This window comes from Actinobaculum sp. 313, assembly GCF_003073475.1.
Classification (GTDB): Bacteria; Actinomycetota; Actinomycetes; order Actinomycetales; family Actinomycetaceae; genus Asp313.
Genome location: NZ_CP029033.1, coordinates 776389 through 802901 on the forward strand (window position 1 = coordinate 776389; position 26513 = coordinate 802901).

Annotated in this window: 22 protein-coding genes; 16 read left to right on the top strand and 6 right to left on the bottom strand. The window is 59.6% G+C overall.

The window, feature by feature from the left end; translation table 11 throughout:
* Nucleotides 1-37: 37 nt before the first annotated feature.
* Nucleotides 38-2356 (top strand): N-acetylmuramoyl-L-alanine amidase, encoded by a 2319-nt coding sequence (locus tag DDD63_RS03285; protein ID WP_108715168.1) that lies wholly within the window; start codon nt 38-40, stop codon nt 2354-2356.
* 231 nt (nt 2357-2587) lie between these two features.
* Here DDD63_RS03285 and rfbB read toward each other — a convergent pair whose 3' ends face one another.
* From rfbB to DDD63_RS12200, 3 genes are all read right to left on the bottom strand, one after another.
* On the bottom strand, nt 2588-3580 hold the full coding sequence (gene rfbB, locus DDD63_RS03290; protein ID WP_108715169.1) for a dTDP-glucose 4,6-dehydratase: 993 nt from the start codon (nt 3578-3580) through the stop codon (nt 2588-2590).
* Between the two features lie 327 nt (nt 3581-3907).
* Nucleotides 3908-5215 carry a UDP-glucose/GDP-mannose dehydrogenase family protein gene (locus tag DDD63_RS03295; RefSeq protein ID WP_108715170.1) on the bottom strand — a complete coding sequence of 436 codons (1308 nt, stop codon included), beginning with the start codon at nt 5213-5215 and terminating at the stop codon, nt 3908-3910.
* 117 nt (nt 5216-5332) lie between these two features.
* Nucleotides 5333-8212, bottom strand: coding sequence for a 6-pyruvoyl-tetrahydropterin synthase-related protein (locus DDD63_RS12200; RefSeq protein ID WP_126145583.1), 2880 nt, complete (start codon nt 8210-8212; stop codon nt 5333-5335).
* Nucleotides 8213-8422: 210 nt separating this feature from the next.
* Between DDD63_RS12200 and DDD63_RS03315 the strand changes: the two genes are divergently transcribed.
* From DDD63_RS03315 to DDD63_RS03345, 7 genes are all read left to right on the top strand, one after another.
* Entirely contained in the window at nt 8423-9439 is a 1017-nt protein-coding gene (locus DDD63_RS03315; protein ID WP_108715174.1) for a glycosyltransferase family 2 protein, read from the top strand.
* A 158-nt stretch (nt 9440-9597) separates the two neighbouring features.
* A complete protein-coding gene (locus DDD63_RS03320; RefSeq protein ID WP_205647308.1) occupies nt 9598-10635 on the top strand; it encodes a glycosyltransferase in 1038 nt (345 codons plus the stop codon).
* Between the two features lie 109 nt (nt 10636-10744).
* Nucleotides 10745-11578: an ABC transporter permease gene (locus tag DDD63_RS03325; RefSeq protein ID WP_108715176.1), complete on the top strand. Its 834-nt coding sequence runs from the start codon at nt 10745-10747 to the stop codon at nt 11576-11578.
* Between the two features lie 2 nt (nt 11579-11580).
* Nucleotides 11581-12855: an ABC transporter ATP-binding protein gene (locus DDD63_RS03330; protein WP_240611396.1), complete on the top strand. Its 1275-nt coding sequence runs from the start codon at nt 11581-11583 to the stop codon at nt 12853-12855.
* Nucleotides 12855-13100 (top strand): methyltransferase, encoded by a 246-nt coding sequence (locus tag DDD63_RS03335; RefSeq protein WP_108715178.1) that lies wholly within the window; start codon nt 12855-12857, stop codon nt 13098-13100. The genes DDD63_RS03330 and DDD63_RS03335 overlap by 1 nt, the downstream gene beginning before the upstream one ends.
* Nucleotides 13101-13198: 98 nt before the next feature.
* Nucleotides 13199-13924 carry a rhamnan synthesis F family protein gene (locus DDD63_RS03340; RefSeq protein ID WP_240611398.1) on the top strand — a complete coding sequence of 242 codons (726 nt, stop codon included), beginning with the start codon at nt 13199-13201 and terminating at the stop codon, nt 13922-13924.
* A gap of 13 nt (nt 13925-13937) precedes the next feature.
* Nucleotides 13938-15995, top strand: a complete 2058-nt coding sequence (locus DDD63_RS03345) for a glycoside hydrolase family 99-like domain-containing protein (protein WP_108715180.1) — start codon at nt 13938-13940, stop codon at nt 15993-15995.
* 160 nt (nt 15996-16155) lie between these two features.
* Here DDD63_RS03345 and DDD63_RS12755 read toward each other — a convergent pair whose 3' ends face one another.
* From DDD63_RS12755 to rfbC, 3 genes are read right to left on the bottom strand one after another with little or no spacing between them, the layout of a single operon-like run.
* On the bottom strand, nt 16156-16524 hold the full coding sequence (locus tag DDD63_RS12755) for a hypothetical protein (RefSeq protein WP_240611508.1): 369 nt from the start codon (nt 16522-16524) through the stop codon (nt 16156-16158).
* Nucleotides 16425-16994, bottom strand: coding sequence for a glycosyltransferase (locus tag DDD63_RS12760; protein WP_240611400.1), 570 nt, complete (start codon nt 16992-16994; stop codon nt 16425-16427). The genes DDD63_RS12755 and DDD63_RS12760 overlap by 100 nt, the downstream gene beginning before the upstream one ends.
* 40 nt (nt 16995-17034) lie before the next feature.
* Nucleotides 17035-17646: a dTDP-4-dehydrorhamnose 3,5-epimerase gene (rfbC, locus tag DDD63_RS03355; RefSeq protein ID WP_108715181.1), complete on the bottom strand. Its 612-nt coding sequence runs from the start codon at nt 17644-17646 to the stop codon at nt 17035-17037.
* A 138-nt stretch (nt 17647-17784) separates the two neighbouring features.
* Between rfbC and rfbD the strand changes: the two genes are divergently transcribed.
* The 8 genes from rfbD (at nt 17785) to DDD63_RS03395 (ending at nt 26468) form a co-directional block, all read left to right on the top strand.
* The gene (gene rfbD / locus DDD63_RS03360) at nt 17785-18630 is read left to right on the top strand and encodes a dTDP-4-dehydrorhamnose reductase (protein ID WP_108716629.1); all 846 of its coding nucleotides are present in this window, start codon (nt 17785-17787) and stop codon (nt 18628-18630) included.
* A gap of 149 nt (nt 18631-18779) precedes the next feature.
* Nucleotides 18780-19844 (top strand): DUF2142 domain-containing protein, encoded by a 1065-nt coding sequence (locus DDD63_RS03365; protein ID WP_164505437.1) that lies wholly within the window; start codon nt 18780-18782, stop codon nt 19842-19844.
* Between the two features lie 77 nt (nt 19845-19921).
* On the top strand, nt 19922-20467 hold the full coding sequence (locus DDD63_RS12205) for a hypothetical protein (protein WP_164505438.1): 546 nt from the start codon (nt 19922-19924) through the stop codon (nt 20465-20467).
* A complete protein-coding gene (locus tag DDD63_RS03375) occupies nt 20464-21468 on the top strand; it encodes a bile acid:sodium symporter family protein (protein WP_108715184.1) in 1005 nt (334 codons plus the stop codon). The genes DDD63_RS12205 and DDD63_RS03375 overlap by 4 nt, the downstream gene beginning before the upstream one ends.
* 270 nt (nt 21469-21738) lie before the next feature.
* Nucleotides 21739-22845 (top strand): glycosyltransferase family 4 protein, encoded by a 1107-nt coding sequence (locus DDD63_RS03380; protein ID WP_164505439.1) that lies wholly within the window; start codon nt 21739-21741, stop codon nt 22843-22845.
* Complete coding sequence (locus DDD63_RS03385) at nt 22842-23768, top strand: NAD-dependent epimerase/dehydratase family protein (protein ID WP_108715186.1); 927 nt, start codon at nt 22842-22844, stop codon at nt 23766-23768. The genes DDD63_RS03380 and DDD63_RS03385 overlap by 4 nt, the downstream gene beginning before the upstream one ends.
* 34 nt (nt 23769-23802) lie before the next feature.
* The gene (locus DDD63_RS03390; RefSeq protein ID WP_240611401.1) at nt 23803-24780 is read left to right on the top strand and encodes a lysylphosphatidylglycerol synthase domain-containing protein; all 978 of its coding nucleotides are present in this window, start codon (nt 23803-23805) and stop codon (nt 24778-24780) included.
* Nucleotides 24780-26468, top strand: coding sequence for a DUF2142 domain-containing protein (locus tag DDD63_RS03395; protein ID WP_108715187.1), 1689 nt, complete (start codon nt 24780-24782; stop codon nt 26466-26468). The genes DDD63_RS03390 and DDD63_RS03395 overlap by 1 nt, the downstream gene beginning before the upstream one ends.
* Nucleotides 26469-26513: the final 45 nt, after the last annotated feature.

The window sequence follows — 26513 nt, forward strand, 5'->3', positions numbered from 1 at the left end:
ACACTGGTCTGCGGAGGCTAACGAAGGGACTACCACTATGAACACATCCCGAACGGCTGCAGCAGCAAGTGCGTTATCGCTACTTCTCGGATCGTTTATCGCCTTGCCTGCTGCCACCGGAGATGATGCCAAACTAGGCGGTATCGCCATTGAACTTGTGACGAGTAGCGGCGTTGAAACAGATGTCGCACGCTCCGGTTTCGATGGCGATGGCGCAACAGAGGTTGTGAAGACGACGTCGCACGTGGCGCAAACCGACGAAACGGTCGATCCTTTCACAGATGAGACCGCAACGGATCCAAGCAGCAACGACTCGGAGGTAGAGTCCGGCACCGGAACATCCGGTGACGATACGACCGATGGCGACGGCGATTCCGCCACCACTCCGGCGGAGCCGCAGACGGATGCCGATGAAACGGATGTTGACGAACCCGACCAGTCCGAGTTGGAGGAGGAGTACGCGCTTTTCACCGATCCGATTGCTATTGACGCGCCCTTCGCCGTCGCCGGCCTCACCTGGGATTCTGGCGATCTGCCCATCGGCTCCGCCGTCGAGGTGCGAACGCTGGACGGTGCGGTGTGGTCCGACTGGTATGTGCTGCCCAGCGAAGACTCCGCAGACGGCCGACCCGGAACGGAATACTACATCTCGGGTGCTTCGACCGGTATCCAGGTACGAATCAGCAGGGGAGATGGTGATCTCCCGGCGGGGCTCCGCATTGATATTGCGTATGATGCCGACGGCGACCTCGTGGCCGAGGATGGAACCGAAACCACGGACGTGCTACCCGCTGCCGATACTCTGACCGACGAAGCTGTGAATGCGGAAGAGGCCAGTCTGATCAGTTCCAGTACCACGGCTGATGCAACGGCCGACGAGGAGGACGTGCAGCTGGCAAGCGTCGTGCAGCCAGCCTCCGCAGCCCCGGCGGGCAGCTACGCGGCCGCGCGGGGAGCCTCTGCCACCACCACAAACGCGGCCCACCTGCTCAACGGGGTGCTGCCGATGGCCAACAGTGTGAATATCAAGTCGCGTTCGGCGTGGGGAGCGGATGAGAGTGTCATGACATGGACACCGCAATACGCCGCCTTCCAGGGTGTTATCGTGCACCACACCGCCGGTTCGAATAACTACACGCAAGCACAGGTTCCTTCCGTAATCAAGGGGATTTATCGCTACCATGCGGTAACCCGCGGGTGGGGCGACATCGGCTACAACGTGTTGATCGATAAGTATGGCGGTCGCTGGGAGGGCCGATCCGGAACGCTCTCGGCACCGGCATCCAAGATGGTGATCGGAGCGCATGCGGTTCCGCGCAACAGCGGCACAATGGGAGTTTCCGTCATGGGGCTCTACACGGAGATCAATCCGTCGACGACGGTTATCGATGCCTTGGTTGATGTGATCGCGTGGAAGTTTGTCGCCGCCGGGGTTGACCCCAACTCGACAAGTCCCTTGACCGTTCCGGCAAGCAACAATTCGCCACTGGTTGGAGGAACGCCACTGCCGCGCATCTCCGGACACAAGGACGTAGCGAACACCGCGTGCCCGGGCAATATCTACAACTACTTCGGTACGATCCGCTCGCAGGTCTCTACGAAGTACAAGGCAGCTAAGTCCGGCACCGCAACGACTCCGACGACGCCCGCAGTGACACCGGGCTGCCCGACCTCATCTACTGGGAAGGTGCTCTGCCTCGGCAATGGCTGGAACACCACATTCAACTCCGTCTTCCAGTACGGTGTTGCTGGTGACGAGGTCTATGTCGGTGACTGGAACGGCAACGGACAGGACACCCCTGTTGTGCGACGTGGTGCAACCTACTATTTCCGCAACTCCCTCTCCATGGGATCCGCCGACAAGGTGATCACCTACGGAAAGGCTAACGACGCCGTAGTCTTTGGCGACTGGAACGGCGATGGCATAGACACTCCTGCGGTGCGCCGCGGAAACGCGTATTACATTCGCACCACCCTGAGCAGCGGGCCGGCGAATCGGGTGATCACTTTCGGTAGGGCCGACGACGACGTGCTTGTGGGTGACTGGAATGGTGACGGAAAGGACACTCTGGCCGTGCACCGAGGAAACGCCTTCTACCTCAGTAATACTCTTGCTACAGGAAAGGCAGAGCGTATAGTCGCCTATGGAACCGTGGGAGACAAAGCCTATGCCGGGAAATTCAATGGACAGCGAGGTGACTCGCTGGCGGTACGACGCGGGACCACGCTCTACGTGACGAATACTCTGAAGGGCGGTCAAGCAGACCGAACGTTCTCGTATGGAACCGCATCGGAGAAAATTGTGGTAGGCGATTGGAACCGGAACGGAACCCAGACTTTCGGCATCGTGCATTAGGACCCTCTCGCACGGCTTGGTAACGCGCGGTCCCGAGAGAGGAACCGCACCACGCCACGAGGTCCAATCGGAATGGGGCACGAGGTCCAATCGGAATGGGGCCGGGAATCTCAGCCCGGCCCCTCCGTTATTTTCTCTACTCGCTCGGCGGAGCGCAGGAGTTCTGCGCCTGCCCAGCATGCACGCACGGCACTGCCTGCGCGCTTCCCGCGAGCAGGGGAAATCGCGGGCCTACTGCCCCTGCTTGGCGTACTTGGCCTCCACTGCCTCTTTCTGCGGGCGCCACCACGCCTCGTTGGCCTTGTACCACTCGACGGTGGCGTGCAGGCCGACGGCGAAGTCCTGGAAGGACGGTTGCCACCCGGTTTCCTCCACCAGCTTCGAGTTATCGATGGCGTAGCGCTGATCATGGCCGGGCCTGTCATTGACATGGTCGAAGTCATCGGGGTCGCGTCCGAACTCGGCGAGGATCATTTTGGTGACCTCAAGGTTGTTCTTCTCGCCGTTCGCACCGATCAGATAGGTTTCGCCAATACGCCCCTTGTTGATGATCTCCCACACGGCGGAGTTGTGGTCGAGCACGTGAATCCAGTCGCGCACCTGCTCTCCGGTGCCGTAGACCCTGGGGCGCACTCCGTCAATGAGATTCGTGACGGTGCGTGGAATGAACTTCTCGATGTGCTGGTAGGGGCCATAGTTGTTGGAGCAGTTGGAAATGGTGGCCGGCACGCCGAAGGAGCGCACCCAGGCGCGCACCAGCAGATCTGAGGCTCCCTTGGATGACGAATACGGCGAGGACGGCTTATAGGGGTCGCCCGGCGCAAACTTGCGCGGCTCATCGATTGCCAGGTCGCCATAGACCTCGTCGGTCGAAATATGGTGCAAGCGAGTTCCGTGCCGCCGTACCGCTTCCAGAATCTGGAAGGTTCCCTCGATATTGGTGCGAATGAAGGGGGAGGGGTCGTTGAGCGAGTTGTCGTTATGGGATTCGGCGGCGAAGTTGACGACGACGTCGGCGTCTTTGACTAGCGGATCCACCGTGTCTGCGTCCGCGATATCGCCAACAACGAGTTGTACCCGCTCCAATCCGGCAATGGAGTCCGGGTTACCGGCGTAGGTTAACTTGTCGAGCACAGTCACCTCGGCATCCGGGTGATTCTCGATGGTGGAATGCACAAAGTTGGCGCCGATGAATCCAGCGCCTCCGGTCACAAGGACTCGCATATGTTTCCTTTCACGTCGGTCCGGTATCACAAACAAGTCTGCCATGAACCACCGGGGTGGGGCACTTCGAATTGCGCAGAGAAGCGTTTTTGAACGCGTGTATACCTCGTAGCGAAGTGCCGCGGGGTGGGAACAGACGCTCAACGCGGCAGGAAGGACAGCGCGGCGGGAAGAACTGCACGCCAAAACGAGTGCCAGGCATCCACGGGATGTGGTTATCCGGAAGGAACAGTGCCCGCGATGCTGAAATCGCCGCCGCGGCAGCCGTCGTCCGAACGCTCGCTCCGAAGGTGCGGCGCCGGGTCAGCTAGCGCTACGCCCGGTCAGCTAGCGGCGGCCGATTCCGCGGTAGCTCCAGCCGGCATCCTTCCACTTCTGGGCATCAAGCGCATTGCGGCCGTCCAACACGACCTTTCCGCGCGCCAACGGTGCCAACGCCTGCGGGTCGAGCTCGCTGAACTCCTTCCACTCGGTGGCGAGGAGCACGGCATCAGCACCCGTGATTGCGGTCGTGGCGTCGGCAGCCACATCAATATCACCCTGCGCGGCAAGGATCGGACCGGCACCGGGATCGGTGACGACGACGTCGGCGCCGCGTTCCTCGAGCAGACGGGCAATCGTGCGCGCCGGAGAGTGCCGGAGATCGTCGGAGTTCGGCTTGAACGCCGCTCCAAGAACCGCCACCCGTTTTCCTTCGAGGCCGCCGGTCATCTCATTGAGGGTGTCGACTGCGCGACCGCACTGCGACTCGTTGATGAGTTCCACCTCGGTGAGGAAGTTGAAGGTCTCATTCAGCCCCAACTCCGCGGCCCGGGCATGAAAGGCGCGGATATCTTTCGGGAGGCATCCGCCGCCGAAACCGATACCTGCGCGTAAGAACTTCTTACCGATACGGTCATCAAGACCAATGGCCTCGGCCAGTTTGCCAACATCGGCGCCGACGGCGTCGCAGGCCTGCGCCATCGCGTTGATGAAGGAGATCTTCGTGGCGAGGAAGGAGTTCGCTGAGACCTTCACGAGTTCTGCCGTCTGATAGTCCATGACTAGGCGCGGTGTCGTTCCGTCGGCCAGGATCTTTGCGTAACACGTGTCTAGAGCGGTTTGGCCGCGTGCGGCGAGTTGTGGATCATCCGGCAGGCCGTAGACGATACGGTCCGGCTCCAGTGTGTCTTTCACCGCAAAACCTTCGCGCAGGAACTCCGGGTTCCACACCAGACACGCGCCCTTGGCTTCAACGGCCGATGCCAACTCGGCAGCCGTTCCCACGGGGACGGTGGATTTGCCCACAACAACGTCGCCCTCGCGCAGATAGGGGAGGAGTCCGTCAATAGCGGCATGCACGTACGTCAGGTCAGCGCCATGAGAATCGCGACGTTGCGGAGTTCCCACGCCGATGAAGTACAGTTCGCAGTCAGCGGTCGCCGCGTAGTCCGTACTGAAGGTCAGGCGGCCAGAATCAACATTGCGGGCTAGGATCTCGTCGAATCCAGGTTCAACGAAAGGAGACTGGCCAGCGGAAAGAAGGGCAATCTTTGCCTCGTCCACATCGATACCAACGACATCGTGCCCAAGCTCCGCCATAGAGGCCGCGTGGACCGCGCCGAGGTAACCACAGCCGATTACGCAAATCTTCATGCTGACTAAGATACCGTCAAAGGGCCGTGGACCGAAACAGAAAACATGGAGTCAGGCGGCTAGTCGGAAGATCAATGCGGAACCCGCTGGGCGCAAGGCAGGCTTCCAGTGCGTGACCTATCGGTACTTCGCGTTTGAGGAAGCGGACCGCGCCGTCGCCGAAGCATGCAGGTCAGTGCCTTCCGGACGAGGTATATCTGCCGCGTTGTCGGCGCTGCTCGTTGGAGCGTCACCTGATATTCGCCGTGAACGTCGCCTGCTAAGCACCACAGGCAGGAACCACAGGATCAGAAGCGCAATTGCAGCGGATACGGTGACATATGCGCCGATTCTCTCCGATGGAAGGTCATAGAAAAGGACGACTTTGTGGGTTCCCGCAGGAACAAAAACGGCGCCACCGGCGTGGTCCGCTTCGATAAGCTCGGCCTCATTGCCATCCACCGTGGCTGAGAAACGCCCCAAAACGCTCTGCTCAACAACGAGCCAGCCGCCGCCACTGGAGGTGACGGAGAAAGACAAAAGATCGCCCGTGTCGACTTCGACGTTGACGCTGCCGGTGGATTTCGTCGCGGGAGTCTGCTTAGGATGTTCGGAAAGAATCACCGAATTCGCGTCAACAGGGCTTTGAGCCACTGCCGCGACGCGATCAGATGCATCGGAGATGACGTCGTAGTCGGAGGCAAAACGGAATCGGTCCAAGGCATTTGCACGCTCGTAAACGACGGCATTTTCTCCCACATAAACCGGATAGAACGAGTTGTTTCTCCGTATTCCCCACAATCGGCGGGGACTCGCGTTGTCTGTATCGAGCATCACGGTGGTGCCTGGAGCTGTGGCGGTTAACGTGACCTCAACGGTCAAGATCTCCGAGTTCTCAACTGTCCTATTGAGAAGTAGAGGAATGTCTAGAGGAACGGTCCCGGAGGTAGACGCGCGACTGATAGTGTTGTGTGCCAGAACCTCTCCCTCGGAGTTAGTGACGGTAGCAGAAGCGGAGAACATACCGTCGGAATTCACGTAAGTGCCGACGCCTACGAGGTCTTTTGCGCTGATTTCCGCCTGTAGAGTGTGTGGAGATGGCGTCCGGACAGGGATCTCGCCCTCGTCACGGTCGCCGACCATGGCATTGGGGAAGCCAAAGGCTCCCAGTGTGTCTTCAGCCGAACTGGCGATGATATGTGTGACGCCGAGGCGATCAAGTCCAGGATTATCAATAAGCGGTGTCAGCGCCGGACTGAGGAAGGAGTAGGTTCCACCATTGATATAGGCGGTGGGGTCGCTAGCTGTAAGGACTTCCTTCCAAGCCGGAGTTGCGAAAGAGTGGCCGTTAGCAAGACGCACGCCGTAAACCGTGGCGACATTCGGCCTTGCCGCGAGCCCTGCGGTCCCCGCCTGATTGTGGCCAACAACTCGGCTGAGATAGTCGAGTGCCTCCGAGTCCGGATAGACCTCATTTCTGTCGGCAATCGGCCAGAAAAACGCCGTAGGCGCCAGAGCTTGAACAACGACGCCAACGCCAAGCAGTACAACGGCAATGGTTCGCAGGTGCCGGACAAGAAGCGCACAACAGATCAGCACCAACGCTGCCAACAACCCGCAGTAGGCCCAACGAAGATCATCGATGTACCAGACGGTGCGTAGATCTGCTGCGTACCGGTTGACGTGGACGTACGCCATGGGGAAAGCAAGAAATAGGGATGCGCCGCTCGCAATGGCAAGTGTTGACCGTGAGAATCCGGGTTTCAGCCGGTCGGGTTTCGCCCAGTCGGATTCGCCGGGATCGTTTCGCAACCAGTCGATCCCCATCGCCGCGAATGCTCCGAAGGGAATGGCGAGTTGGGCGCGGAACCGACCGGGTGGATTGCCACCGAAGACTGGCAGTTTTTGTACGATGTCAATCCAGGTTCCCTGGCCGACGGTGAGCAGTACGGCAAAACCGATCACACCGAGGAACAAGGCACTGATCCCTCGAGGGATCCGGCGCCGTAGTGCGGCAGCGAGTCCGAGCGCGGCGAGCAGCAGCGCAATGGCCCCGACATACGATGCGTAGTCTTGGAACGCGGCCTCGTGGTCGGAGAAAGAGCGGGGAAGTACCATCGTGAACCAACTGACAATGGTGTCCGAAGACTGCGACATGCCATCGCGGTATGAAAGATCCCCGCCTCGTAATGTGAGTTCGACGAAGGGCAGTAGTTGTATTGCGGAAAGGGCCACACCGAGCACCACGCCGATGGCCAGTCTGACAAGGTCGGTCAGCGGTGGCCTCCAGCCCGCCTGCGTGCGAGTGCCGATGACCCGGACGATTGCGTAAATCCCACATACATATAACGTGTGCCCGGCCACCGCGGGAAATCCTCCGAGCATGAGCAACCCGACCGCCAGGGCTACGGGGACGATGTCTCTCCAGCGGCGCTCGGCCATGTAGCGTTCGACCGCCCAGAAGAGCATGGGAATGATGATCGCCACTGAGCTCTGTGCCCAACCGGTCCATGCAATTGTGAAACCTGTCATTGGAACGATGAAGGCGCCAACACAGGCGGCGAAGACGGAGAGCTTCAACCGACGGAAAAAGAGGAACGCGAACGCCATTCCGAAGGCGATCTCGAAAAGTTTCGCCCACGCCGGCGCAACTGTGATCGGTAGCACCAGCCATGCCCACCGACCAGGAGCCGCAAGCCCCAGGTTCGGGCCACTGAGCAAAGGTTGCCCGCCAGCGACCATGTTGGACCATTGTGGGATCTCTCCGGCGTCGAGGCCCGTTTGGATTTCGGCAATTGCCGGGATAGAAGAGTCGATGAGATCGGTCACGTAGATGTTGTTGAGGTATTCGTCGCCGGCGGTGGGCATTGAATTCCAGGGAGCGTAGAGGTCGAGCATGTCATATGCGCCGAAAACCGTGGCTCCTACGAGACTCTCACCCAGGCGTATCCACAGAAACACGGCGACAGCGGTCCAGAATGCACCGAGGCAGAGGCGGCGTTTGAGCGCAGGATTCATTGTGGTCCATTCGACAGAAGTACGTGGTTTCAAGCGTGGATTGCGTTCTGGGTACCATCTTAGTCATATCGTTAGAGCGTGTGTGGGATGCTCGGCAACGCGGTCGCATTGAGCCGATTGATGGGCTTATGGGTGGGACGAACCTGGGCGGGACTGCCACATCGGGCGTTGGTTTGCGGTAATCTCCTAGGGACGGTTGGAGAGGAACAGATGAAGGTATTCGTACAGATCCCGTGCCTTAACGAGGAGAAGACACTTCCCTTGGTGCTGGAGTCGATTCCGGAGACGATTCCGGGCGTCGATGAGTTGGAGATTCTCGTGATTGATGACGGCTCCACGGATCGCACAATCGAGGTGGCGCAGTCCTTCGGGGTGAAACACATCGTTAGGCATGCTCGGAACCAGGGCCTGGCCCGTTCTTTCCGCGATGGAGTTGACTACGCACTTGCCCACGGTGCCGACATTGTGGTCAATACGGACGGCGACAACCAATACCCACAGGAACGTATTCCGGATCTAGTTGCTCCATTGATCGCGGGCGAGGCTGATGTGGCAATCGCTGATCGGCAGACTGCGAAGATCTCTCATTTCTCGCCCTTTAAGAAGATGATGCAGGCGTTTGGCTCGAAGATCGTGAATATCGCCGCTGGCACACACCTGCCCGACGCAGCTTCTGGTTTCCGGGCCTATTCGCGTGAGGCACTGTATCGCCTCAATATCATCACCAAGTTCTCCTACTGTATGGAGACGATCATCCAGGCTGGGAACAAGCGGTTGCGGATAGCGTCGGTACCGGTGACGACCAACGCGAAGACGCGAGAGTCACGCCTGTTCAACAACATCTTCCAGCACATGGCGAAATCAGCGAGCGCTATCATCAAATCTTTCCTGATGTTCAAACCGCACATCCCGCTTGGTTGGCTCGCGGTAATTACGGGAGTGCTAGGGATTGTTCCTTTTGTGCGTTTCTTGGTGTATGCAATTCAGGGCGAAAGTGGTGGTCACGTCCAGTCGCTTATCTTCGGCTCGGCGATGTTGGTGGCTAGCCTGCTCTCTCTCGCGTTGATCGTTATTGCCGACCTCCAGAAGACAAACCGTGTTCTGATTGAAGATGCACTCGAACGAGTGAAAAGAGTCCAATACGCGGAATCTCGGTCTGTTGCGCGACCGGGACCGGAGGCAAGCGACGACGACGAAACATCAGAGCGCCAATCCGATAACGACTAGTTGTCTGTAGGTGGGAGTGAACCGTGCGACTTCTCGGATTCGGCACTTACGACATTCGCAGGCACCCCCGTGTCGGGGTGATCTTGGATGGCTTGGCCGCGCGTGGGCATAGGGTGAGAGAGCTCAATCGTCCGCTCCGGCTAGAAACACCAGAGCGGGTGGCAGCTTTGCAAAGGCCTGCTGCCACATTGCATTTCGGCGGAACACTTGCGCGGCAGTGGGTGGGCCTCATCCGTGATGCGGCGCGTTTCCGCGGCGGCAACCGACCGGACGCCGTCATCGTGGGGTATCTGGGGCATTTTGATGTACTGCTGGCACGAATGCTGTTTCCTCGCGCGCGGATCATCCTCGATCAACTCGTTTTTGCTGCGGATACCGCTCAGGATCGCGGACTGCTCGGTCCTGGTCCCTTCAGCCTAGTGAAGAACATGCTGTTACACGGAATTGACCGCGCGGCATCGGCAACGGCCGATGTAGTCGTGGTTGACACGCGGGAGAGTCTTGGCCTACTGGCCGATAAGCAGCGTGCCAAGAGTGTTGTTGTTCCTGTTGGCGCCCAGGACATGTGGTTTGATGCTGCTGCCTCCCCCGACGAGAACGGCGTGCGTCCCCCCGATGGCACAGTGAGTCCGGAAGCCACGCTTCCTTCCGGGGCGCTTTCGGTCGTCTTTTATGGTCTTTTTACCCCGCTGCAGGGCACCCCTACCATCGCGAAGGCACTGCGCAACCTGGAGGCCCGCGGGATCGACCTCAGCGTCACTCTCATTGGAACTGGTCAGGATTCTGATCGCGTGCGGGACCTGTTGCCGGAAGGCGAGCACGTCACCGTTACGTGGCACGATTGGATTGATGCGCAGGAACTTCCGCGTGTTGTTGCGGCACACGATGTGTGCCTGGGGATCTTCGGAACGACGCCCAAGGCGTTGCGGGTCGTTCCGAACAAGGCGTTCCAGGGTCTGGCGGCGGGTTGTGCCCTCATCACCTCGGATACTCAGGCACAACGAGAGGTGTTAGGGCGGGCCCCTGTGTACGTTGAGCCTGGTGATGCGCTGGCTCTAGCAGATGCCATCGAGAGCCTCACCGATCACAAGCGATTGAAGGAGGCGCGCGTGGCCGCGCTCAGGAAGCGCGAGATGTTCCGCCCGGGCGCGGTTGTCGGTCCGCTTGCAATGGTGTTGGGAGATCCAAAGAAATGAGTGTGCCAGGTTTGCAACGTGATGAGGTCGCCATCGTGAGAGATCTGGATTCGGACGTGTTTGGCTTAAGATGGCCTTCTGGAAGTCTCCGATGAGGAATGCGTGAGATATGGCTGATACGACAGATGTGAGAGCCCCACTCCCGCTCAAGCAGCAGTGGACGCTTGTGAATGCTTTCGGGCAGCGTGACCTCAAGGCCAAGTTCAACGGGACGTTGCTCGGTTGGGTGTGGTCACTGGTCGTTCCCCTGGCGACACTGGGCATCTATACTCTGATTTTCGGCGGTCTCTTCAAGATGGAGCCCCCGCAACTAGCATCCAGGCACGCGGGCATTGGCGTATTCGCGGTGTGGCTGTTCGCTGGATTGACCTTGTGGAGTTTCTTTCAGAACTCGATAAATGCCGGCATTAGCGGATTGCTGAGTGCGGGCGGTCTGCTCCAGAAGGTCTACTTTCCGGCTTATGCGCCAGTGATTGGTGCCGGCCTCGCCATTGGCATTCAATCCGCCATCGAGGTGGGTCTCCTCTTGGTGGTGCTGGCCGCACTGGGAAATATCGGTTGGACATGGTTGCTCATCCCACTGTTCCTGGTGGTGCTGGTTGTGTTCGTGCAATCGATGGCCGTGATTCTGGCCGTCTGGAACATCCATGTGCGCGATCTGGCGCAACTTGTGGGTGTGATCCTCCAGCTCATGTTTTACGCGACGCCGATCATCTATGTGGTCACCATTGTTCCGGAGTCATGGCACTCCATTCCACTGCAGGCGATCATCACCCACATGCCCGTTGCGGAGTTCATCGGCGTTTTCCGCTCTTTGTGTTACGACTTGAATCCCGGCAGCGTCCAGAGCTGGGGACTGTGCATCGCCTGGGCGGCAGCGGCGTTTGTAGGAGCACGGGCGGTGTACCGCAGATGGGGCCAGGACTTGGGGGAGAGGATCTGAGTGTGAGCGAGCAGGCAGAATACGCGATTGTCGTTGATTCGGTCTCGAAGGTGTTCGAGATGCAGCAGGATCGCCGTTCCACATTCAAGGAGCGTTTTGTTCGAGGTAAAGCCCAGGGAAGCAAACACACATTTCGAGCGCTGAATGACGTCTCCTTCAAGATCAAAAAAGGAACGACATTTGGCTTGATTGGACACAACGGCTCGGGTAAATCAACGATGTTGAAGATCCTGGCTGGCGTATACAGGCCTTCAAACGGTTCCGTCGCCGTGTCGGATAAGGTCGACGCGCTTTTGGAGCTGGGCGCCGGATTTCACGGGGAGCTTACTGGGCGGGAGAACATATTCTTAAATGGCGCGATCCTTGGTCGAAGCCATAAGCAAATAGAAGACACCCTTGAGTGGATCATAGATTTTGCCGATATTGGAGATTTCATCGACCAACCGGTCAAGGTCTATTCCTCGGGAATGACAGTTCGTCTCGGTTTCGCCGTCGCCGTCGCGATTAAACCGCGGGTACTCATCGTAGACGAGATCATTGCGGTGGGTGACGAAGAGTTCCAGCGCAAGTGCTTCGATTACATGCGTGAACTGCGGGATTCCGGCACGACGATCGCATTGGTCACCCACTCTCTTTCACTGGCGCAGGAGATGTGTGATGAAGTTGTATGGCTCGATCACGGCGAGGTGCAGATGATTGGTAGTGCCGACGAGACCGTTACCGCCTACCTCGAGGCGGTTAATGCCAAAGAGGCGCGGAATCGTGCCGAGCAGGCGGTTGACGAGCTCGACGAGTTCCCCGAGGATGACTCCTACAAGCTCAATCAGGGCAACGGAGACTGCCGCATGACACACGTGGAGTTGCTGAATGCTTCCGGCGAAGTGGTTCCTTTCGCGACCACCGGAGAGAAAACGACAATTCGGGTCTACGTGCGCGCTAAGAAGGATTTACACGATGTGGAGCTCGGCCTCGCTTTCTCGACGGACGGTGGCGTTACGATTGCCGGCCCCAATTCGCGAGCGAAGGGACGCCTTTACTCACTTTATGCGGGCGAAGAGACCTTCGTCGATTACACAATGGATCCCATCCGAATCCAGCCCGGTCGCTTCTGGATAACCACGTGCTTCGTGCGTGAGGGCTTGATGTTCGATTATTCGGACCGGAAGACGGAACTCGTGATTCGTGGTGGACGCGTTATGGACGAACCCGGGCTGGTTACCTTGCCGTCCGGAAGCTGGAGCAGACGTGCAGGAATCGCTGCGGAGGGAGATAACTAGTGTCAGGAGAGACGCATCAAGATGAGGAGATTCGGAAGCTTCGCTCCGCCTTGCGAGAGTCGCAGCGCCAGGTGACCGAACTCGGTCAGAAGGTGGAGCAGCTTGAGAAGGATCTACGCATCAGCAGGCGCAAACTTGCCGGTGCGTGGGAACAACTTGAGGCGCTTCGGCACTCGTCGTCGTGGCAGATGACCGCGCCGTTGCGCGGCGTTAAATCTGTGCTGCGGAGGGCGATCAGGCGGTGATCGGATTTAGAACTCGCGGTCCGCTGGTTTCTGGGCTTTCGCGGGGCCGGGTGCGCATTGAGAGAGGCCGGAGACAGGATCTTGTAACACGCGAGCGGGTGGCTATTGTGGCCCAGTTCTCGATGGGACCAGTTCAGTCGCGTTCATTGTCCACGTATCTGACGGCGCTGGATGCAGCGGGGTATGCGACGATTGTCGTCTCCACTTGCGAATCTGAGGAACCACTTGCGTTTCCCTTCGGGTTTCCGGAGAACACGGTCGTCATGCGGCGTCCAAATGTTGGTTACGATTTCGGGTCATGGGCTACTGCGCTCGGCTGTGTCCCGGAGATTCGAAATGTACCGGTGGTGCTCCTGACGAATGATTCCCTCCTTGGTCCCTTTGCGCCAATCGACCACCTGCTGGAGTGGGCCGCTAAACCGGGGCCAGATATTCGCGGGCTGACCGCCTCGCACCAGTTCGCCCGTCATACCCAGAGTTTCTTCCTGGCGTTCCGTAATGGTTGCATAGCCGAGAAACCGTGGGTCGACTTCTTCAACAATATCCGCGAGGAACCTGACAAGGATAACGTGGTGTTGCACTATGAATTGGGCGCCTCACGGCTCTGTTTTTCCGAGGCGTACTCCTCGGACGAATGGGTCACCGGCCCCGACCTGGGCGTTCCCTACGGGAATCCGACCGTCGATGGGTGGAAAAAGCTCATTGAGTCTGGCGTGCCCTTCCTGAAACGGACAATCATGACCCACCCAACGACACTGGCAGAGTGCGTGGAGGCGAAGAGTTATATCGAGCGGACCTTCAACGTGGATGTCACCGACTGGTGAGAAAGGAAATATCATGCGGCGACTGACGAGTAATGGCCTCCACCGGCGCGTGGTTTACGTTGCAGCGCGAGCACGCAACGCGGCCGCCAACCTGATCTCCACCGGCAATATCCACGGTTCGCGCGCTGAGCATTGTGCCGATTTCGTGAACTTTGTACAGAGGCAGGGGGGAAGGCAGGATTCCGGCTTTCCAGACCAATGGAGGGTTGATCCGCAGTTCGAGAATCCGGATCCGGCGCGCATCGGCGTGGTGATCCATTGCTTCTACAGCGAGCTCATGCCAGAGTTATTCGAGCACCTACGCAACATTCCCGTGGACTTTGATCTATTCATCACCAATGCTTCAGGTGACAAGATCACGATTCCCGAGATTAAGAACCTCGGCCACACAGTTGTCGTCGATGTCGAGAATCACGGACGCGATATTTTCCCGACTGTTCAGATCGTGAACTCCGGCGCGCTGGACCCCTACGACTTGATACTCAAACTGCACACGAAACGGAGTCCGTGGCGTGAGGAGCACACGGAACTCGTCGGCAACGGTGCCGCGTGGAAAGACCAGTTCCTGGGCGATCTGGTGGGGTCCACTGAAACTGTACAAGACATCCTCAATGCCTTTGCGGATGATGCTGCTCTCGGTATCCTCACGGCAACCGACTCAATTGTTGGTAAGCAGTTCTGGGGAGGTGACCAACGGATTGCCGACCAGTTGTTGCGGCGCATTGAGCTCTCGCTCGTACCCGACGAGTTACAGTTCGCTTCCGGTTCGATGTACTGGACCCGTGGTTTCGTGCTTCAGGGCCTGCGGGCACTCAATCTCCAGGCTGCAGATTTCGACGAGGAGGCTGGCCAGGTTGACGGGACAACTGCGCATGCGATTGAGCGAATCATCGGTATTCTCACTAACGAGGCGGGACTGAATATCGCTGAACCGGTTCATGTGGCGCAACTCAAGCGAGAGGGGTGGCGAAACCCAACCGCTTACCGACGGTTCGAACGTGATGCGCAACGAATCGCGAACGCGCAGGTAGTACCGTTCTATCTGCCGCAATTCCACGATTCTCCGCAGAATAACCGTTGGTGGGGGCGTGGATTCACTGAATGGTCGAACGTTGTGGCAGCGGTTCCCGCCTGGCAGGGGCACTACCAGCCGAAGCAACCCACCGAACTGGGGTACTACGATCTGGCACTTGACAGCGTGCGTAAAGAGCAAGCAGACCTTGCCGCTGCGCACGGTGTCGCTGGATTCATGTATTACTACTACTGGTTCTCGGGCGAGCGCCTTCTCAGCCTCCCGATTGAGAAGCTCAAGGAGTCTGATATTGCTTTTCCCTTCTGTATCATGTGGGCCAATGAAAACTGGACGCGACGTTGGGATGGACGCTCGGAAGATGTGCTGGTTGGGCAGGACTACTCGAAGGTTCCCGCAGAAGATTTCATTGACGATGTGATGGAGTTCCTGCTGGACCCGCGGTATATGCGTCTGGATGGAAAGGCTGTGCTGGCGGTGTACCGCCCGGCACAGATGGATGATTTCGCGCAGGTAGTGAGAACCTGGCGGGATCGTGCGAGGCGTGCTGGCGTTGGGGAATTGAAGATTCTTGCAGTGGCAGTGGCACGAGAGTTTGATGGGTTGGACGACTTTGCGTCGGCAGGTCTTGACGGTACTTTGCAATTCCCGCCGCACAACCTTCCCTGGGTTGCCGGTCCTGCCACCGCAGTCGGGCTCGATTCGCGTTGGCGCGGGAATTTCATGAGCTATCAGGCCACGGCCAATGCCTCGTTGCATGCCGCTGCGGACCTGATGGACAACGAGTATCCGGGGGTTATGGTTGCATTCGACAACACGGCGCGACGCCAGTGGAAGGCCGATGCGTGGTACGGTTCGAACCCGTACACATTCCACCGCTGGATGTCCGGCATGGTGCGTTCGGTTCTTGCGCGTGAACCGCAAGATCGTGTGGTCTTCATCAATGCCTGGAATGAGTGGGCGGAGAGTGCGATTCTCGAACCAACTACTCGCTACGGCAGGACATTCTTGCAGGCTGTCCGCAACGCTGTGTGGAGTTGACACGGCTGCGGTATAGATGTGCCCGGTTGGCTAATCGGCGAGGGTGACCGGGCGGTGCGCACTTGCATCGCTCTGCTTTGCCTACACGCGATGTTGAGTAGTTGAGCTGATCTTTGCACATACCGGTGGGAGTTGCCGTACCTGTGCAGTAGGTGTCAGGTTAAGCGGCCAAGACGCCCCAGAGGCCGTCTCGAATGGCTCGGACCATCAGGCGTTGGCGCTCCCGCCGCCGATTCACGGCGAATGCATTAAACGCCATGTACTTGAGAGCCCAATAGGTGTAGCGGATGCGCCATTTGCGTGGCAGCACCTGTTGCCTGATCAGGGCGATAGTGTTCCGAAGAATGTAGTAGTTGCGCACGGGGGTGTGAACGTGGACCGGTTGACGACGTCCGGGAAGCATCACCACGTCGTCGCCGAGGGAATGCGTTAGGCGTGCTGCCGGAACGACGATGAGGCGCCACCCGGCTCTTCGCGCACGAACTCCCCATTCAAGGTCAACGTGGTCGATGAAGAGGTCCTCGCGCATGCCCCCACACCGTCAAGCGCTTCCATCCGTATGAGGCAGCCAGAAGCGATCAGGAATGCGACATCGAGGCGGTCCTGCCGCAATTCTTCCCGGGTGGCGCGCTTGGGCGCCCAACCGCGATCAATGTACACGAGCTCGTCGGCGCCCTCTCGCTCTTCGTAGGGGAGAGGACCGGCAGCAGCTATCTGCGGGTCCTCCCGCAGTGCTTCGCTTAACAGCGCCACCATATTCGGCGCTGGCATCGAGTCGTGATCAGACAGGAGCACAAAACTGGCGCCGTGTGATCGGGCAAGTGTTATCCCTCGGTTCTGCGCTGCGGCAATGCCGATATTCTCACCAAGCTCGAGGAGATGGCTACCGTACTCATTGCACGTTTCGCGCAGTGCTTTCAGGGAGGTCGACCCAGAACCGTTGTCCACGACGACGACGCCGTCACATTGTCGGTGCAAGGCGTCCAATAGGTCTCCCATCGCACCTGGGGATTGTAGGTGACGATAACCGCTTCGAGCATTACAGTGTCGCGATGAAGGCTTGGACCTCGTCCCAGTTGGGAAGCAGCCCCTGCGCGGATGCTTCGGCCAAGGTGGGAGCCGCGGAGTCCTTGGCGGACAGCTTCAGCTCAAGTGGTTGGTTATCGCGGCTCACCTCAGGGAAGACCAAGCCAATCTGCGGATCGAGTGGAGAGACGCCGTGTTCGCGCCCGGGCGCATAGGGAGCGGAGCACATGTACAGCACGGTTGAGTGATCTTCAAGGGCAACGAAACAGTGCCCGAGCCCCTCGGAGAGGTAAATGGCCCGGCGGTCGACGTCGTCGAGGAGAACGGAATCCCACTTGCCGAAGGTAGGGGAGCCGACTCGGATATCAACCGCGAAATCAAGTACCGCTCCGCGCGGGCAGACCACGTACTTCGCCTGCGAAGGCGGGATATCTGCGAAATGGATACCACGGACGGTACCGGCCTTCGACACCGAGGTATTGGCCTGGAGAAGATCAAGGCGATGGCCGACCGCCTCTTCGAAAGCGGAGGCCTTGTAGGCTTCAAGAAAGACGCCCCGGTCGTCGGGGAATTGTTTCGGGGTGATTTCCCAGGCCCCGGCAATTGCCAGTTCACGGACTCTCATGCTGTTCCTTTCGGTCGCGTCATCTCTTGCCACGCAGTTATCTGACTATTCTAGTCCGGTGGCGCATGGGAATGTGTGTTGCGTTTCCACTCGTTACAATAGGCATGTTCCATGAGGTCTAAGAGAACGGTGGAAACGATGCTCTGGTTGGTTGCGGGTGCAAACGGCATGCTCGGGCACGATCTGGTTGCTCGTATCGGCGAAGAGGGCCACGACGTTGTTGCGGTCGACATAGATGAACTGGATATCACGGACCCGCACAGCGTTGAGCGGGTGGTCAACGGCGCCGACGTCGTCGCGAATGTCGCGGCGTTCACCGCCGTTGATGCCGCGGAGGAGAAGGAAGACCTTGCATTCAACGTCAATGCGACGGGGCCGGAGATCCTCGCGCGGCGATGCAGAAAGATAGGCGCCCGGCTCATTCATATCTCCACTGACTACGTATTCGGCGGAGAAGCAGATGAGCCCTACTCTGAAGATGGGCTCCTGGAACCAAAAAGTGCCTACGGCCGCACGAAGGCTGCCGGAGAGTGGGCAGTGCGGACCAATACGGATGACTACCTCATCGTCCGCACGGCGTGGCTTTATGGGAAGAATGGAAGCAGTTTCCCCGCTACCATTGCAAGGCTCGCGCAGGAACGTGACGTTTTGACCGTTGTCACTGATGAAGTGGGCCAACCAACCTGGACGGTTGACCTTGCAGATCTGATTGTCCGGCTTGTAAGTTCGGGCGCCCCGGCGGGTATATATCACGGCACCTCTGCGGGGCAGACCAATTGGCACGGATTTGCTCAAGAGATCGTCGCTGCGGCGGGTAAGGATCCCGCCATGGTGCACGAAACCACTGCGGCGGCCTTCAATCGGGCCGCTCCGCGCCCGCACTACTCCGTGCTGGGCCATGATGCGTTACGCCGCATCGGAGTAGAACCGATTGGTGATTGGAGAGACCGGTGGAAGCAAGCGGCTCCCATTGTGCTCGGCTGAGCTCCTGACGGCAGTGACGATCAGCGTGGCGGCTGCTCCCTGCCACGAATCCGGGCTGACTAGCACGTCGAAAGCAGGAGCGAGGGGTGGGGATGGTGCTTGCTGTGTGTGGCAGAGTTGGCATACGACATGCGACGCTCTGCCTTACGGTGGCGTTTCTGTTGTGGCAGATTGTCTGGGCGGTGGCGACACCTGGTTTTCGGACACCGGACGAACCGGCGCATTACAACTCGGTACTACGTATGGCTGCAACGGGCCAATGGCCGACGCCTGGAGAGGCCGCCCTTAATCAAACAGTGGCGGATGCAGCGCGAGAGTCCGGCTTGACGACTGTTGAACAGGATTTGTTCAGCCAGGCGAACCGCAGTGAGGTTGCCGGCGGAGACGTGCAGGCAAATGGCGGGGACGTTCTGCCGTACCCTGAAGCGTTGATCGTCGAACACGGTCAGCGCTCTGTTGGAATGTATAGTGATGCCGAGGTGACGGGTGAAAGGGACCAGATGACTCAGCACCCGCCGCTATATTACTGGTTGGCGGGCAAGGCTCTACGGCTTGCGGGTGGCATGGAGTGGACGTGGGATAGGCAGCTACTCTTCCTGCGGATTTTCGGGATCTTTCTTACTGCTCCGCTAGTACCATGCCTGGTGTACACCGCTTGTCGTCTCGGCGCAGGGCGGCGTTGTGCGCTTGCAATTGCCGCAACGGTTTTCCTGGTACCCCAACTTGCCTTCAATACGGCAGCCGTGACTAACGACGACTTGGCGATCGGTGCCGGTGCGGTGGCCATCGCGGCGAGCGCTGCAGCAGCGTATTCCGGCTCTTGGTACGCCGTTTTTGCCAGTGGAACTGCATTGGGCGTGGGATTGTGGAGCAAAGGGACTTTTATTCCCATGGGTCTAGTGGTGGGATGCGCCTTCCTGGTCAATCCTCGAATAGGATCATGTGGCCGCCGCTTACTGCGAGCTCTGGCGGCGGGAGGAATGGGAGTCCTTCTCGGCGGGTTCTGGTGGGGGCGCAACCTCGTGCTGTACGGCGTCCTGCAGCCGGCGGGGCTGGAACGAACCCAGAGTGGCGAGGGGAGCGATGTCTTTTATTTCATTCAGGCCTCGCTCCGCGGCCTGGCGGATACCTCTTGGGGCGACTCGGTTGGCTTGAGTTCCCGCTGCCGCAACCACTTCTTCTGGCCCTTCAATTGGGAGCATTGGGCTGTTTGACGTGGGCTGTCACTCATGCGCGGGTGCCGGAAGGGGAAACGGATCAGCCCCGTGACGATAGGCTTCGGCGCGCGGTCTTGATACTCTTCTACCCGGCGACTGGCGCGCTGCTGATAGTCCAGGCCTGGACTGCTTATACGCAGACGGGAACACTGCCCGGGCTGCAGGGCAGGTACCTTTTTCCTGCTGTCGTAGGGATGTTGGCGGTGGCGGGTATGGCCTGGGCGCCTCGCCTGGAGCGTAGCGGCGAGCGTAACTGGCCCTACATGATTCCTGGCATTATCAGTTCCAGTGTGGCGGGCTACTCGCTTCTCCTCTGGTTACGCGCGTGCTATCCAGCGGAAGAGGGCCGACTCGGCGTCGATTGGTTGCGGTGGTCCGTCGCGTCAGGACTGGGGCTGTGGTGGCTCCGCCTCGCCGCTGTGCTCGGTGTAGGGATGCTTCTCGTGGCTGTACTGACACCGTTTCTGTTTCGAGATGGACGGGCAAGAGGCGATGGTGGGTACGCCCAAACGCTGTCACCGGCACTCGCGATGCCTGAAAAGGATGGCGATACTGTACAGCAGGAGGCTAGAGTTGAGCGTCCACATCGGGAGAGATACAGGTCGGAGGAACGCGGATGAGACAAGACCCTGCGGAGAAGAGCGCACTTACGGCAGTCATGGTTTTTCCCCTCATTATCGTAGGGGTTGCCGCGTGGGCATTGATTTCTCCCAGTAGTGCCGGGCACCTGACGCCTCATATCAATCAGCTTCTGGGAGTCATCATGTTCGGTATGGGGTTGACTCTGACAGTGCAGGACTTCAAGTTGGTCCTCACCCGACCGCGCCCGATTCTGGTGGGAGTGGTGGCGCAGTTCATTTTGATGCCACTCTTGGCGGTGCTCGTTGCGCATGTGCTGCGGCTGTCACCAGCGGTCACTGTGGGTGTCATCTTAGTCGGTTGCGCACCGGGAGGCACCGCGTCCAACGTTATTGCGTACCTGGCTAGGGTCGACGTCGCATTGTCGGTCACCATGACGGCGGTATCAACGATTCTTGCTCCCATCTTTACCCCTCTACTGACCAAGTGGTTGGCGGGGGCTTATATGCCTCTGGACGCGCTCGGTATGGCGGGTACCATTGCACGGATTGTGTTGATTCCCGTGATCGGTGGACTGACGTTGCGGATGCTGCTGCCTCGAGCGGTGGAGCGGGTTCTACCTGTACTTCCGTGGTTTTCAACCGTCGGCGTGGCACTTGCGATTGCCGGAGTCGTCGCGGCGTCGTCCGCTTCGGTGAAAACGGCTGGAGCGATTATTCTACTCGCCGTCGTGATTCACAATCTGCTCGGTTTTGTGTGCGGTTTCGGATTCGCGTGGCTACTTGGTGTGCCCGGGCGAGCAGCGCGAACAGTCTCGATTGAAGTCGGTATGCAGAACTCTGGTCTGGCGGCGGGACTGGCCACCACATATTTCACACCCGAGGCCGCTTTACCCGGGGCAGTCTTTTCTATTTGGCACAATTTGTCCGGCGCGGTATTGGCTGCGGTGTATCGTCGTATTGCAGATCGGGAGATCGCTGATCGTGCACGGGCGTGGAACGTACGGAAGTGCCGTGCCACCCGCTTCGGACGTGACAACTGATCTTCCTCGTCGATTTCGCGACGTCTCGTGGGTGATTGGAGTCCGAGACGTGCGTAGTCAGTATAATGTGGTAGGCCGTGTGCAGTTCATAGACATGCTCTCAAGTTGTGAAGACGTATGCTTGGACTCCTCGCGGCTCGGTGCAGGGAAGGGAGTATGGGCGTGGCCGAAATGGGTAGCGTGCGCCGAGGCGCCACGAGGCGTCGCCCTCGGGTCTTGATACTCGCGTCCACTTTTCCTGCCCATCAGGGTGATGGAACTCCTGAGTTCGTGGGCGATCTTGCGTCCGAAGTAGCACGGTATGCAGATGTTCGAATCGTTGTACCGGCAGTAAGGGGCGCTGCCGATGAGGAAGGCTACCGTGGTGCAATAGTCTCGCGATTCCATTATTTCCCTGCGCCGTGGCAGGACCTCGCGGAGGGGGCCATTTACGAGAATCTACGCACCAAGCCCTCCCGCGCCCTGCAGGTGCTGCCATTCTTCGTGGCGGAGTGGAACGCGACTCGCCGTGCGGTACGGGAGTTCCGTCCCGACGTTGTTCATGCCCACTGGATCATTCCGCAAGGATTGATTTCATTGTTGGCTGCACGCCGCACTCCCACACTGCTCACCACGCTCGGAGGCGATCTCTACGCCTTGGACCGCTGGCCCATCAACCGCGTGATGTCACGCATTATCAGACATGCGCGTGGTGTGACTGTGATGAACCAGGATATGCGGTCTCGAGTGATCCGGCTAGGAGCGGAATCAGATCGCGTCCATATTATGCCCATGGGTGCCGATCTTTCCGGTATTCGCCCGGCCACCCACCAAGACCGCAGAGAAGTCCGGTTACTCTTCGTCGGTAGACTTGTTCCCAAAAAAGGCCTCGCCGTCCTTCTGGAGGCATTGCGCCGTGTTCCGGAGGAAGCATTGTGGAGGTTGACCGTTGTTGGCGATGGCCCGCTGCGGGAAGAACTACGACAGGCGGCCGTCGATTTACCGGTGGAGTTCGTTGGCGCACTATCCAAGGAGCGGTTACGCGACGCCTACGCGGGTGCGGACATGATCATCACTCCGTCCGTGCCAGCCGATTCAGGGGATCAAGACGGTCTGCCGGTCGCCATGTTGGAGGCGATGTGCGCGGGACTCCCGGTGATCGCCTCAAACCTACCGGGCATCAACGAAGTTGTTGTCGACGGACGTAATGGAATCCTCGTGCCTCCCGGTGACAGCGAACGACTCGCCAGTGCCGTGACTCGGCTGGTCACCGAATCACAGGAACGGGCCGCGTTCGGCGCAGCCGCTCGTGAAGTTGCCTCCAAGCACTCGACGGAGGCGATGGGGCGAGCGTACTACAGTCTTCTGAGAGATGTTGCGACGCAGGAGAGGCCGTGAGCTTGGAAGGTCTTCACGAGGAGCATCCGGGCGGCGGTGTCCCGGAATGGACACGGCCGCGTGGACGCGTCGGTGTTGTCGGCGGAACCGGTTTTCTTGGTTCTCGGATCGCCGAGGCCTTACGAGGCAACGGCTGGGAAGTGGAGGTCTTCTCACTTGAGAAACCGCTCCTGCTAGCGCGAGGAGTCATCGCCTCTGAGGCGCACGATATTGACCTGGTTGTGTGGGCGGCAACACGCAACACGCCAGCTGTTGCGGCCCAGCATCCGGAACTCGTGCAGCAGGAGCTCGATGAGGTGACCGTCACTCTTGACGCCTTGCGGGCCGCTGCTCCTCAGTCTCGAGTGGTGTTCCTTTCTTCCGGGGGAACGGTTTACGGCGGAGGTAGCACGAACCATCGCGAGTGCGATGCGCTTCATCCCGAGTCCGCCTACGGCCGCCTGAAGGTCGAGTTGGAGCAGGTGGTGCTTGCCGCCTGTGATCGGGCCGTTATTCTCCGCGTCGCGAATGCGTATGGGCCGGGTCAGGGAGCGCACAATGCACAGGGCGTGCTCGGATACTGGTTGCATGCCATCAGCAGAGGGGAGCCGATTACCGTGTACGGCAATCCCGCCTCTGCGCGCGACTACGTTTTTGTTGACGACATTACGGCGGCCGTCGTAGCGGTAGCGAACAATGCTACGGATGTGACGCAGCACATTTACAACGTGGGATCGGGTACGGCCACATCACTTGCAGATCTTCTCCACATCGTCCGAACGGCGACCGGCGCGCATTTCGATGTCATTTATGAGCAGGGACGCGGATTTGATTTGACCTCGTCCAAGCTCGATAGCACCCTCATTGAACGTGAGCTCGGTTGGCGTGCGGCAACACAGCTGCCGCTCGGTGTGAGGCGAATGTGGGAATGGATAAACGCATGAGGGCTTCCGCATATCGATCTGGTAACTTCCTGGAGTGACCGTGCTGACGAAACTACTGCGGATCTTCCAATCGCGTGCATTCCGCACTGGATTCCTGCTGCTCGCACTGGTAGCGGCCATCTGGGCCATTCTCAAGTACCGGGTCGAGGTGGGTGAGGCGCTCACCCGACTTCCGCTGTGGGTAGTGGCCGGGGCTACGTTAGCTTCGTTCATCTTCGTGCCGCTGACCATGCTCTCCTGGCGAGTGATTCTCAACGCAACCGGGGCACCGGTGGATCGCGTCGTCGCGCGCCGCATCTTCTTCACCTCGCAGGTGGCGAAATACCTTCCCGGCGGCGTGTGGAACTTTGTGGCTGCGGCGGAGGTGGGGCGCGACTACGCGATCTCTCGACGACGTTCCGTATGCGCCTTGCTGATCTCGATCATCATCTCAATCGTCACCGGTATGATCCTGGCGGGTCTGGCAGTCGTGTTCGGACCCTCTGGATTGCTCTCGCGATACTGGTGGATCGTTGTGGTGGTTCCCGCGGGCATCGCGGTGCTACTGCCCCCCGTGCTTAATCGCCTTGTTGGCCTGGCGCTGCGGCTCATGCGCCGCGAACCCCTGGAGACTGATATCTCTTGGTCGGCTACCGTGCGCGCTGCCGGATGGGCGTTTCTTTCTTGGTTCGTCATGGGTGTGCAACTGTGGCTGATGCTCACTCATGTGGGGATGACAGCAAATCTCTCCACCTTCATGCTCGCAACTGGAGGATACGCGCTCGGTTGGACTGTGGGCTTCCTCATCTTCTTCGTTCCCGCCGGAGTAGGAGTGCGGGAAGTTGCGCTGGGCGCCGTATTGGCGACGGCGGCGGTGAGCCAGGGGGCAATCCTTGTGGTGGTGCTCCTCTCGCGCGTATTCACCACACTGGCGGATATTGTTCTCGGGGTTGCGGCGGCCGCGGGAATGCGGCGCGCAACTGCCAAACATGCGGCTCCGCCAGTGGAGACGGACGGCAGCGGCAGCCGCTGATGGACGACGGCGACGCCCACTTTTCCTCCACCGGTGCTTCGACTGACGGGCCGCAGTCCTGGGCGAGCTCCGCGCAAGAGGGCCGACCGGCCGAGAGAATCTCGCGGCGCGCCTTTATCCGCTGTGCGATCCTGCTGACCCTGGCGTTTATGACATGGCAGGCAGTGTGGGCCATTGTGACACCGCCTTTCCGCACCCCGGATGAACCGACACATTACAACTCCGTCTTGCGCGGCGCGACAACCTTCGACTGGCCCGCGGTCGGCACGGCGGGCATGGAGGAAGGAGTAATGCAGGCGGCCACCGAAGCCGGTGTACTCGTGGATGGAGTGGTGGGTACCTCCCGGCGGGACAGGACGGTCCTGCAAGAAACCGAAGCCGTTCCATCGTTTTACGACGCGGTGATTACGCCGCACAATAGCCGCCTACATGTGCGCTACACGGGGGACTCGCGCGCCGAAACTCGTGACCAAATGACGCAGCACCCACCGCTGTACTACTGGATGGCCGGGCGACTGCTCCGCACCGTCGGAGGAAGTGATTGGGCGTGGGATCGTCAACTGCTCTTCCTGCGTCTGTTCAGCGTCGTGCTGTCTGCTCCCGTGGTGCCATGCCTGGTCTACGCGGCGCGGAGGATAGGACTGGCGAGGCACTGGTCGCTCACCGCCGGCACGCTGGTTTTCTTCGTCCCGCAACTGGCCTTTGTAACCGCAGCGGTCAGCAATGACTCACTGAGTGTGGGTGCGGGCGCAGTGACCATCGCTGCCTGTGCCGCAGCAGCGTTCGGTACCGGCTCGTGGCGTTCGGTTGTGGCGACCGGATGCGCATTGGGGCTTGGGCTCTGGACGAAAGGACTCTTCCTACCCATGGGGTTGGTTGTCGGGCTTGCGTTCTTGAGCAACGGCTCAATCGGCCCACTCTCACGCCGACTGATTCGCGCGACGGCGGCAGGGGGCCTCGGGGTGCTCGTGGGAGGCTTCTGGTGGGTGCGGAATCTTATCGCCTTCGGCCAGCTTCAACCCGATGGGATGATGCGGGAGACCGCCAACGTGAACCCACAGGTGGGCTATTTTCTACGAACGGGCGGGCCCACGCTTCTGCACTCCTCCTGGGGGAAACTCGGCTGGTTGGAATGGCAACTTCCACTGCCGCTGCTGCTTGTTTTGGAAATCGGTACTGTTGCCTTGGTACTCGTGGCCTTCGTTCGCGGCAGAGAACGCCTACGCCTCGGCGTACTGCTCGCCTACTACCCGCTGACCCTGCTGGTTTTGCTCGGCGTCTCCTGGCGTGCCTATGCGCACACGGGCGTCGTGGCCGGGGTGCAGGGGAGGTACCTATTTCCCGGCATCGTGGGACTGTTGGCCATTGTGGCGGTGGCGATGGCGCTGCCTGATCGGCGTCGCGCAGCGAGGTCGATAAACGGTGTGGCAGATTTGCCTGCGCGCTCGCGTGTGCAGACCATCGTGGGCGTGGTCGGCTTCCTCGTGTCCGCCTGTTCCCTGTGGGCGTGGGCGCACGTGTGCTACCCATCCGGTGCCTTCGGTATCGACTGGGATCGCTGGTCGCTGGTGGCCGGGTTGGATCCCGCGTGGCTTGTCGTCACCGCTTGCGGGGGCGTACTGGCACTCGGGGTCGCCGTGGTCGTGCCGGTGGTGGCAGGCGGCGTACGTGACCGGAGGTGTCAGTAGCCCGGAGGAAGCATCGGGCGTGACAGCGCCGCGGGCGCTGCGCTG

Bases quoted from the DNA above. Each gene is read 5' to 3' on its own strand.
- DDD63_RS03375 (WP_108715184.1), top strand. From the start codon at position 20,464: ATGAGACAAGACCCTGCGGAGAAGAGCGCACTTACGGCAGTCATGGTT.
- DDD63_RS12760 (WP_240611400.1), bottom strand. From the start codon at position 16,994: ATGGGAGACCTATTGGACGCCTTGCACCGACAATGTGACGGCGTCGTC.
- rfbD (WP_108716629.1), top strand. From the start codon at position 17,785: ATGCTCTGGTTGGTTGCGGGTGCAAACGGCATGCTCGGGCACGATCTG.
- rfbB (WP_108715169.1), bottom strand. From the start codon at position 3,580: ATGCGAGTCCTTGTGACCGGAGGCGCTGGATTCATCGGCGCCAACTTT.
- DDD63_RS03325 (WP_108715176.1), top strand. From the start codon at position 10,745: ATGGCTGATACGACAGATGTGAGAGCCCCACTCCCGCTCAAGCAGCAG.
- DDD63_RS03295 (WP_108715170.1), bottom strand. From the start codon at position 5,215: ATGAAGATTTGCGTAATCGGCTGTGGTTACCTCGGCGCGGTCCACGCG.
- DDD63_RS03285 (WP_108715168.1), top strand. From the start codon at position 38: ATGAACACATCCCGAACGGCTGCAGCAGCAAGTGCGTTATCGCTACTT.
- DDD63_RS03395 (WP_108715187.1), top strand. From the start codon at position 24,780: ATGGACGACGGCGACGCCCACTTTTCCTCCACCGGTGCTTCGACTGAC.
- DDD63_RS03315 (WP_108715174.1), top strand. From the start codon at position 8,423: ATGAAGGTATTCGTACAGATCCCGTGCCTTAACGAGGAGAAGACACTT.
- DDD63_RS12755 (WP_240611508.1), bottom strand. From the start codon at position 16,524: ATGCGCGAGGACCTCTTCATCGACCACGTTGACCTTGAATGGGGAGTT.
- DDD63_RS03345 (WP_108715180.1), top strand. From the start codon at position 13,938: ATGCGGCGACTGACGAGTAATGGCCTCCACCGGCGCGTGGTTTACGTT.
- rfbC (WP_108715181.1), bottom strand. From the start codon at position 17,646: ATGAGAGTCCGTGAACTGGCAATTGCCGGGGCCTGGGAAATCACCCCG.
- DDD63_RS12200 (WP_126145583.1), bottom strand. From the start codon at position 8,212: ATGAATCCTGCGCTCAAACGCCGCCTCTGCCTCGGTGCATTCTGGACC.